The sequence below is a fragment of the Streptosporangium sp. NPDC004631 genome, assembly GCF_053601935.1.
The window spans coordinates 102,853-112,115 of sequence record NZ_JBSGCR010000023.1 but is presented as its reverse complement, the minus strand read 5'-3'; the positions used below and the strand labels follow the sequence as shown (position 1 = coordinate 112,115).

Genomic DNA, 9,263 nt, shown 5'->3' with positions numbered 1-9,263 from the left:
TCGACGCCCTTCCGCTCGCCCGGGGTGCGGTCCGGCCGGTGCGGGCGGCCCTCTTCCCCCTCCAGGAGAGGGCCGCGAGGGGTGTGCGGCCCGGGTCCCCTCCGGCCCGGGTCGCACGACGGTGGGTGCGGCGGCGTCCCCTGGGAGGTGATGACCGCCGTCGCACCGGTTCTTAGGCCGCGTCCTGGTAGGGGTGGCGGGGGTGGTGGGGCGCGGCGGCGGGTGCCGGGGAAGGGGCGCCGCCGCGCCTGCTCGGGGGAGAGGCGGACGCCAGGGGTGCCGGGAGAGGCGAGGACGCCGGAGGCGTAGGGGGTGCCGACGCGGCCGGGGCGGCTGGGGGCGCCGACACGATGGGGGTGGCCGGGGCGGTGAGGGGGGTCTCGCGGCGGGCGGTCACGGCCATGACCGCCTCATACATCCGCCTCTCCAACTCCTCGGCGCTGGCGGCCTCGACCATCAGCGGCTCGGGGGCGGGCCAGGCGGCCAGAGCGTAGAAGCGGCGACTGCCGACGCCGTACAGGACGGTCCAGCTCGGCCACGCCTGGGCGAGTCGTTCGGCCTGGGCTCGGGCCGGGCCGTCCCACAGGCGGCGATGCACCGTCGTGGGGCGGACCTGCCCGGCGCGGTGACGGCCGGAAGTGCCGCAGGGGTGGGAGTCGCGGGGGTCACGACGCCACATCATGAGGTCACCTTCCCGGCCGCTGCCGTCTCCTCCTGGCGGGCGGTCTCGGCCCGCAGCTGTTCGAAGGTGTCGGCGTCCACCGTCCGCTCGGCTCCGGCGTAGGCGGCCTGGGTGGAGAACGGCTCCCGGCGACTGGCCCAGAAACGGCCTCTGTCGCTGAGGAACACCTGCCAGCCGGGGATGGCGGGTGCGGGCACGGCGGCCCTAACATCACTCATGGATCGCAGCTCCTTTGCGATCAAGGAACCCCGTATGGCCTGCTCGCCTGCGGGGTTCCGCTTTACGTAACGCTGACTGCTGCCATAGTTGATGTCACGGAGAGTGTGCGACAAGGCACACCACGTCGTGCCGGTGCCGGTGCGACGCATGAGACGGATCGCGAGGGCAGACGTGACCGGACAATCGACACCGAACACCTCGGCCGAATGGCAGGAGTTCGGCCGTACTCTGCGGACATGGCGAGAGCGACGCGACCTGAGCCTGCGCGATCTCGCCGAGCGAATTCGATGGCACTTCTCACTGATCGGCAAATGGGAGCAGGGCAAGAATCGCCCGCCCGCCGAGGCGATCACGGCCCTTGACGCCGAACTCGACGCAAAAGGCGAACTCGTAACCCGGGGGCTGCGTGCCGCCATGACCGACGCCGACCGATTGCGAAAGGTTATTCTCGAAGCAAAAGCCTCAACCCGGGATGAGGGCGAGGATATGGAGCGCAGACGACTGATGCGGGATGCCGCAGCCGTCGCCGTCGGCGGTACGGTCGCACCCGCGCTGGCCGCCTTGACCGACGCCTGGCAGGCGTCCCAACCACGTATTCCCGGTGCGAGCGTGTCACAGGAGATGATCGACGACTGGGAGGACGCCGCGGACATCCACGCCAAGCGGGCGTACGTCGATCCGCCCGCCGTCGTCCTGGCCGCGCTCGCCGCCGACTTCACCGACATGGCCCCCCACCTGAGCCGGACACAACCCGAGCCGGTACAGAGCGACCTCGCTCACGCCGCCGCGCGCCACGCGTCCCTGATCGCCGGAAAGTGGTTCGACCTGGGAAACCGCCGCGAAGCGCACCGGTGGTGGACGAAGACACGGACCTTGAGCGAACGATCTGGAGACACCTTGCTGGCGGCATGGCTGACCGCTTGGGAAGCGGGGTATCGGAGAGCGGATCCGAGTGAGAACCTCTGCGACGTGCTTCTCGTGGCCCAGCGGGCTCGCCGTCTCGCCGGCGATACTCCCAGTGCGTCGCTCGTGATCGCTCTCAGTGCCGAGGCGCAGACTCTTGCATTGTTGGGTCGCTATGTCGAAGCGGTCGCCGTGCTACGCCGAGCCGAGGATGTGTTCAGCCGACTTCCATCTCAGAGCGTCGGTCTAGACCCTCATTGGATGTACTTCGATCGGAGTCTGATCTACACATTCACCAGAGATGTCAAGCTGGCGGCTGAAGCACAGAGTGCCGCCGGAGGTCTCTATCCAGCGGAGCACCGTGCAGCGACTCAGATAGCACTCCACAATGCGGCGCTGAATGCTCGCACGGACCCGGAGCAAGGCGCACAGCAGGCGTTGAGACTCGTGGAAGCGCTCCCGGTCGCACGGCGGGATGTACGGGTTAGGGCGACGGCTCGCATCGTGTTGGACGTCACTCCGGAAAAGGCGCGTGCGCTGCCCGCTGTGCGGGAACTGCGTGCTCTGACGATGGGTGACCGATCGGCCTGAGCCGGACACGGCGACGTCCCGCCGGTCGCCGACCGGCGGGACGTTTTTGCTGTTAATAGGCACTTCCGTGTCTGGGGCAGGTGCGTAATCAACGTTCGTGCTAGCACGGACTCGACGGCTCCAGCCTCAACGCGGGCAACTACATTCCTTCCCACGCCTGTGGAGGTGAACCGGCGTGACCGGTTCAGGGCGTGTGAATATGAGGTGTTGTTTTATGTGGGGAGGCATGGAGGCCCCTTGTGTCATGTGTCGAGGCGAGGGGGTGCTCCTCGGTTCTTCGAATTCAGGAACTTATGCCGAGGAAATCTTGACGCCTTTCCTTCGTTGGGTTTACCTCGACACATGAGTGATGTCACCTCGTTTTCCTCCTCCGCCGGGGAATCCCGGAAATCCGGGGAGAGAATAAGTAGATACAGGTCGGCGGCCTACTCTCAGGCGAGTCTCGCCCGGCTGCTCCTCGCGGAGCAGGCCTGTGAGCTGGCCGATGCCGCCCGTGACCTGGTGCCCACCACGTCCGACGTTCATGCCGCCGACGGTGAGTTCGTCAAGGACTCCACCCGCCTGGTCGAGACGGCCCACCGTCTGCTGGAGGCCGCCGTGGTCTATGAACACCTCAGGGGCACCACGTGGGAGAGCATCGGTGTCGCGCTGGGTGAGGTCGGACATCAGGCCGCCCACGAGCGCTACGGCCAGGTCGGCAGGGAGTTTCAGCAGCGGTTCCTGCACGCCTGGCTGAGGCCCGAGCGCGCTCACGAGATATTCACCACCGCCGATGATCTCGCCCGGTTCGTCGCTCACCTGGACGCCTGGGTGGTCGCCCACCGCGAACTCGACGCAATCGACCATGGCGACCAGCCGGTCACCGCGGGGCTACGGCCGATGAGTATCGCCGAGCGCTCCGCCCTGATCACCCAGACCGCGTCCCAGCTCCAGGTCGTGGCCGCCGATCCAGGGGCCGATGTCCGGGGGAGCCGGGAGCTGGAGATCGGTCTGTGCCGCCGCAGCATCGAGCTGTATGAGGATCTGATCGTCCAGAGTCCTGGCGATCCCGACGCGCTCACCGCTCTGGCCGGTGCCCGCGCCCGCCTGGCCGTACTCCAGGCCGATGAGGCGGCTGCGACCGGGTAGGAGGCGCGGCACATCACTGTCGCCCTCCTCGCGTCCGGGGCGTGACGTACTCCGATCCCGTGAGATCGGAGAGGTGGTTGCGCCCCGGGGGTGGGGACGAGGTCGGCGAACCGGCCCTTTTGGTTCTCGTCGGGTGGTCCCGCTCCGGGGTGGGGACGGGTGGGCGGTTATCGCCGCCCACCCGTTTCCTCTCTCCGGAGTTCGCCGGGAGTGGCTCCTCCGGGAGGGCGGGGTCGGTTACGGGTTAGGTGCGCTTCCACCGCCACTGGCCGTTGCTGTACTCGCTGCACCTGTAACGGCGGTTTGTGGTCTTCGCGTAGCCGTATTTTCCGTGGGCGGCCCATGGGCAGAACGCGCCCGGGGTGACGCAGTTCCAGTGGTTGCCGGACCGCTGGTAGGTGCACGCGGCCGTCGTGGTGGCGGCGTGCCCCTGGGTGGAGGCTGCGGCGGGGAGACCTGCTGTCGGGATGATCACGGCGGAGGCGACCAGAGCTGCGGATATCAGCATTTTTCTAAGCAAGAGGCGCTCCAGGAGAGAAGGAAGGACACAATTGAGACGATTCGCTGGGGCATCAGGTTGTCCAGTGAATGGTGTTTTGTTGGAGCTCCAGGGGCCGATTTGGCGTCACGCGCGAAGAACCCCCGAATTGCCCTTAGAAGATGAGGTCTTTTTGGGTATTTGTCGTATTTATTGGTGATTCCGGGCGGGGGAGTGTGGTGGGCGCTGCCGCCGGTGAGTCGCCGGTGTCTCGCGGATGTGGTTCAGCCGAGGACCCGCTTGGCCACCGAGGTGATGTGCAGTTCGTCGGGGCCGTCGAGAAGGCGGGCTATTCGGCCGGTGCGGAACAGGGCGGGCAGCGGGGTGTCGGGGCCGAGGCCGACCGCGCCGTGGATCTGGATGGCCGCGTCGCTGACCTGCTGGAGCATCCGGGCGGAGGCCACCTTGGCCAGGCCGGTCTCTATCCGGGCGTCCAGTCCGGCGTCCACCCGGGCGACGGCCTCGAAAACCAGCGGACGTGTCGTCCTGATCGCGAGCAGCGCCTCGAAGACGAGCCGTTGAACGAGCTGGAGGTCGGCCAGCCGCCCGGAGGCCGTCGGCCGCGAACGGGCCCGGTCGCGCATGAGGGTGAAGGCGCGTTCGGCCTGGCCGAGCCAGCGTAGGCAGCGCAGCAGGCGGCCGAGTCGTACCCGTTCGGCGATCACGCGTAGTCCCCGGCCCGGCTCGCCGAGCAGGTGGTCGGGCGGGACCGTGACCCCGTCCAGGACGATCTCCCACTGTCCGCCCGCGCCCAGGATCGGCAGCTCGCGGACCACCCGGAAGCCGGGGGCGGATGTGGGGACGAGCAGCAGGGACAGACCGGTCGTGGAAGGCGGTGCGGCGCAGGTGCGGGCGAGTACGGCGGCCAGGCCCGCCTCGCCCGCGCCGGTGACGAACCATTTTCGGCCGTGGACGGTCCACGAGCCGTCGGCCTCCCGGCGTGCCCAGGTGGCGGTGAGGCCGGGATCGGAGCCGGGCGTCTCCGGTTCGGTCATCGCGTTGCACATGGTCATCCGCCCGTCGGCGATCTGGGGCAGATACCGGTCCCTCAGGGTGGCCGCGGCGTGTCCGGTGAGGATGGTCGCGTCCAGCAGCGCGGTGGAGCCCAGTACGGCGGGGCCGTGATCGCTCGCCCCCTCCGCCTCCGCCACGTGCGCGTACTCCGTCAGTGACAGGCCGGCGCCGCCCTGCTCGGCCGGGAGCGGCAGTCCCCACAGTCCCTCGGCCCGTGCTTCGCGCCGGAGGCGTCTAAGGAGCGTCCGCGCGGCGCCGCCCCCCGAGTCCAGCTTCTGTTCGTACGGCATCACGCGCTCGCGGACGAACGCGGCCACCCGGTCGCGGACCTTGAGCACGTGAGGCGGACAGGCGGGCGCGCCCCAGCCGGATCCCTCGGGATCGGTCATGACGTCGGCCTGGTGTGACATTCCAACTCCATACATGTCGGGAACTGAGTGAAAAATCCATCCGACTCCCTGCTGTGAAACAGGTCGCGTGAACGCGTCTCCGAGTTCCCGCTCGCGTCAGGCGCGACTCGCGGCCACCCCTGCGGGAGAGGAGAGCCATGACACATCCCGTCACCGGTCCCGTCACCGGCGGAGCGGTGCGTCCACTGGCCGGCATCGAGCTGCGGACGGCCGGGCCACCCGCCCTCACCACCGTCGCGGCCCGCCATCTCACCCTGCTCGGCGCAGTCGGCCCCGTTCCTGGCCCCGCCGACGCCCCGGCTGCCATCGACCTTGGAACGGCATCGGGTGGTTCCGGGGCGGTGGCATCGAGGGGGCCGGGGATCGTGTCGCTTGTGGACGCGGACGGGCATCCGCTCACCGTCGAGATCTCCTGGGCGGAGATCACCCCGGGCGACGAGGTGACCGACGAGGCCACCGCGCAGGCGGCGACCGGAGTCATGCACGTCCACGGGCGTCGTGACGGCGAGCCGCGCGGCCTGGCCGCCGACTATCTGACGACCGCGTGCTCGGTGCTGGCCGTCCAGGGGCTCCTGGCCGGGTTGATCGGCCGCGCCCGAGGCATCACCGTCGAGACAGTCCGGACAGGGGTGGACCTGGCCGGGCTGCTCGCCGTCGGCCAGTATCTGGCCGCGGCCACCGCCGAGGACGACGAGGCGGTGCCGTTCGCGCCCGGCGGACCGCCCTTCGTCACGGCCGACGGGGTGTGCTTCGAGGTCGAGACGCTGGACCCGATCGTGTGGGTGGCGTTCTGGCGGGCGCTCGGCGTGGCCGAACGCCTCGCCGGATCCGCCTGGAGGCATTTTCAGTTCCGCTACGCCACCGCGTGCTGCCCGCTCCCCGGGGAACTGCACGCGCGGGCTCGCTCGACCGGCTGGGAGGGGGTACGGCGCGCGGCGGCGGAGTCGGGGGCGTCGCTCTGCGCGCTCCGATCCCTCGCCGACCGTCTGGCCGAACCCCGTGAACGGATGCCTTGGCGGTTCTCCCTCGGCCCCCCGATCCCCGGCCCCCCGATCCCCGGCCCGTCCATCCCCGGTCTGCCCGGCCCGGGCCTGCCCGTGTCGGGGTTGCCCGCCTCAGGGCCGCCCTCCTCGGGGGTGTCGGGGTCGGCGGAAGGTGTTCGTCCGCTGGCGGGGCTCACGGTCCTGGAGGCGGGGCGGCGGATCCAGGCGCCGCTGGCCGCCCACCTGCTTGGCCTGCTCGGTGCCGATGTGGTGCGGATCGAACCGCCCGGCGGAGATCCGCTGCGCGGCATGCCGCCCACGTGCGGCGATCTGTCGGCCCGCTGGCTGGCGCTCAACCGGGGCAAGCGCGCGGTGGAGATCGACATCAAGTCGGCCTCGGGCCGGGCCGGGCTGCGTGACCTGGTCGCGGACGCCGACGTGTTCCTGCACAACTGGGCCCCGGGCACCGCCGAGCGTCTCGGCCTGGACGACGGTGATCTGTCGGCGGTCAATCCCGGCCTGGTCTACGCCTACACCAGCGGCTGGGCCGGGAGGCTGGCCGACGCCCCGCTGGGCACCGACTTCATGGTCCAGGCCCGCACCGGGGTGGGTGAGGCCGTACGGCCCGCCGACCAGCCTCCCGCCCCGTCGCTGATGACCCTGCTCGACGTTCTCGGCGGGCTGCTGGGCACCGAGGCGGTGCTCGCCGGGCTGTTGCTGCGCGAGCGTGTGGGACGCGGGGTGCGGGTGGACTCCTCGCTGCTGGGGGCGGCCGAGATGCTCACCGAGCCCGCACTGCGCCGGGCCGCGTCCGGTGCCGCCCCACGGTCGCCGGCCGGATTTCGCAGCCCGCTGCGGACGGCGGATGGCTGGGTGGCCGTCGCCGACGACTACGCCGGGCGAGCGGACGCGGTCCCGCTCACCGGGCTGGCCACCGTTGAGGCGCTCGCCGTTCTCCGCGGTGGAGGGCTGCGGGCGACCTCCGTGACGACCGCTCTCGACACCCTGCCCGCCGATCCGCGTTTCACGTCCGCCCTCACCCGTGACGAGCACGGAGCCCTGGCCGTACCCGATCCTTGGAGGTTCACATGATCCCGCGCCTGGACGACCTGGTGCCCGCCACGCTGAGACGCGAATGGGCCGCTGACGGTATATGCCCGGACCTCGATCTGTACGCGTTGTTCCGCGCCCACCGCCTCGCGGCACCCGGCCGCGTCGCGGTGATCGACGCGGACGGCGAGCTTACCTACGCCGAGCTGGATCGGCTGGCCAGGAGCGCCGCGGCCGGGTTGCGGGGGCTCGGCGTCTGCGAGGGTGACGTCGTCGGCGTCCAGCTGCCCAATGGCAGGGACGCGGTCGTCGCTGACCTGGCGCTGGCCGCGCTCGGAGCCGTGGCGCTGCCGTTCCCGGTCGGGCGTGGCATCGCCGAGGCCGTCTCCCTGCTCGGTCGTTCCGGCGCACGGGCCGTCATCGCGGCCGTCGAGCACCGGGAAACGGCACCCGCCCGTGAGCTCGTGGCCGCCGCCGGGAGGTTACCCGGCCTGCGGGCCGTCGTCGCCGTCGGTTCGCAGCGGTCTCCGCAGGGTGGCGTGGCGTGGAGTCAGGTCCCGGAGGGGAGTGTGGCGTGGGGTGAGGTGCTCGCCGCCGACGGCCGCGCCTTCGTGCCGGCCAGGCCCGACCCGGACGGCGCGGCCCGCATCCTGGTCTCCTCCGGTTCGGAGTCCGAGCCCAAGATGGTCGCCTACTCGCACAACGCGCTGGCGGGTGGGCGGGGCAATTTCATGGCCACGCTGATCGCCGACACGGACCCGCCGCGCTGCCTGTTCCTGGTTCCGCTGGCCTCCGCCTTCGGCAGCAACGGTACCGCCGTCACCCTGGTCAGGCACGGCGGCTGTCTGGTCCTGCTCGACCACTTCTCGCCTCGGGCCGCGCTCGCCGCGATCGTCGAGCACCGGCCCAGCCATGTGCTGGCCGTACCGACCATGGTCCGCATGATGCTCGACCAGCCGAGGGGCGGGCCGATGCCGCCGATGACCGCGCTGGTCCTGGGGGGTGCCGAGCTGGACGCGGCCACGGCGGCGGAGGCGGGCGAGGCGTTCGGGTGCCCGGTCGTCAACCTGTACGGCTCGGCCGACGGGGTGAACTGCCACAGCGGGCTCCGGCAACCCGTGGCGGGTGGTCCGGGTCCCGGGGTGGTGGTGGGCCTGCCGGATCCCCGGGTGACGGAGATCCGGATCGCTCCCGCCCCGGACGACGACGGTGACGGTAGGGATCGGGTCGGAGAGATCATCGCGCGCGGTCCGATGAGCCCGATGTGCTACGTCGGCGCGCCGGAGCTGAACCGGCGCTACCGTACGGCGGACGGCTGGGTCCGCACCGGAGACCTGGGGGTGATCGACGCGGATGGGCGGTTACGCCTGGTCGGCAGGGTCAAACAGGTCGTCATCCGGGGTGGCGCCAACATCAGCCTGGCCGAGGTGGAGCACGCGCTGGCCAACCATCCCGAGGTGCGCGAGGTGATATGCCTGGGCATGCCCGACCAGGTGATGGGTGAGCGGCTGGCGGCCTGTGTGGTGCCGCGTCCCGGCCGGACACCTGATCTCGCCGGTCTCGCGTCCCATCTGCTCCGGCAGGGGCTTGAGCGGGGCAAGCACCCCGAGCGTCTGCTGCTGGTGAAGAGGCTGCCGCTGACCCCGGCGGGCAAGCCCGACCGGGACGCGCTACGCGACCTGCTTCTCCACGGGCGGTCCGAGCCGCTGTGACCTTTCCGGCCCCGGGGGGCGACTCCGGAGCGG

General features: G+C 70.7%; 8 protein-coding genes. 4 read left to right on the top strand and 4 right to left on the bottom strand.

All coding sequences use genetic code 11. The annotated features are described in order from the left end of the window. Positions 1–172: 172 nt before the first annotated feature. Positions 173–682: a hypothetical protein gene (locus ACWEF2_RS22315; RefSeq protein WP_453818019.1), complete on the bottom strand. Its 510-nt coding sequence runs from the start codon at positions 680–682 to the stop codon at positions 173–175. After that, positions 679–900, bottom strand: coding sequence for a hypothetical protein (locus ACWEF2_RS22310; protein WP_453818017.1), 222 nt, complete (start codon positions 898–900; stop codon positions 679–681). Before ACWEF2_RS22310 ends, ACWEF2_RS22315 begins: the two co-directional genes overlap by 4 nt. Positions 901–1,048: 148 nt before the next feature. Between ACWEF2_RS22310 and ACWEF2_RS22305 the strand changes: the two genes are divergently transcribed. Both ACWEF2_RS22305 and ACWEF2_RS22300 read left to right on the top strand, forming a co-directional pair. Further along, on the top strand, positions 1,049–2,395 hold the full coding sequence (locus ACWEF2_RS22305) for a helix-turn-helix domain-containing protein (RefSeq protein WP_453818015.1): 1,347 nt from the start codon (positions 1,049–1,051) through the stop codon (positions 2,393–2,395). A 342-nt stretch (positions 2,396–2,737) separates the two neighbouring features. Next, complete coding sequence (locus ACWEF2_RS22300) at positions 2,738–3,523, top strand: hypothetical protein (RefSeq protein ID WP_453818014.1); 786 nt, start codon at positions 2,738–2,740, stop codon at positions 3,521–3,523. 244 nt (positions 3,524–3,767) lie between these two features. Here ACWEF2_RS22300 and ACWEF2_RS22295 read toward each other — a convergent pair whose 3' ends face one another. Then, the gene (locus tag ACWEF2_RS22295; RefSeq protein ID WP_355597697.1) at positions 3,768–4,031 is read right to left on the bottom strand and encodes a hypothetical protein; all 264 of its coding nucleotides are present in this window, start codon (positions 4,029–4,031) and stop codon (positions 3,768–3,770) included. Between the two features lie 254 nt (positions 4,032–4,285). Beyond that, a complete protein-coding gene (locus ACWEF2_RS22290) occupies positions 4,286–5,485 on the bottom strand; it encodes an acyl-CoA dehydrogenase family protein (RefSeq protein ID WP_453818011.1) in 1,200 nt (399 codons plus the stop codon). Between the two features lie 137 nt (positions 5,486–5,622). On the opposite strand from ACWEF2_RS22290, the gene ACWEF2_RS22285 reads away from it, so the two are divergent. Next, positions 5,623–7,560 (top strand): CoA transferase, encoded by a 1,938-nt coding sequence (locus ACWEF2_RS22285; protein ID WP_453818009.1) that lies wholly within the window; start codon positions 5,623–5,625, stop codon positions 7,558–7,560. Then, positions 7,557–9,230 (top strand): class I adenylate-forming enzyme family protein, encoded by a 1,674-nt coding sequence (locus ACWEF2_RS22280; RefSeq protein WP_453818007.1) that lies wholly within the window; start codon positions 7,557–7,559, stop codon positions 9,228–9,230. Before ACWEF2_RS22285 ends, ACWEF2_RS22280 begins: the two co-directional genes overlap by 4 nt. The last annotated feature ends 33 nt before the right edge of the window (positions 9,231–9,263 follow it).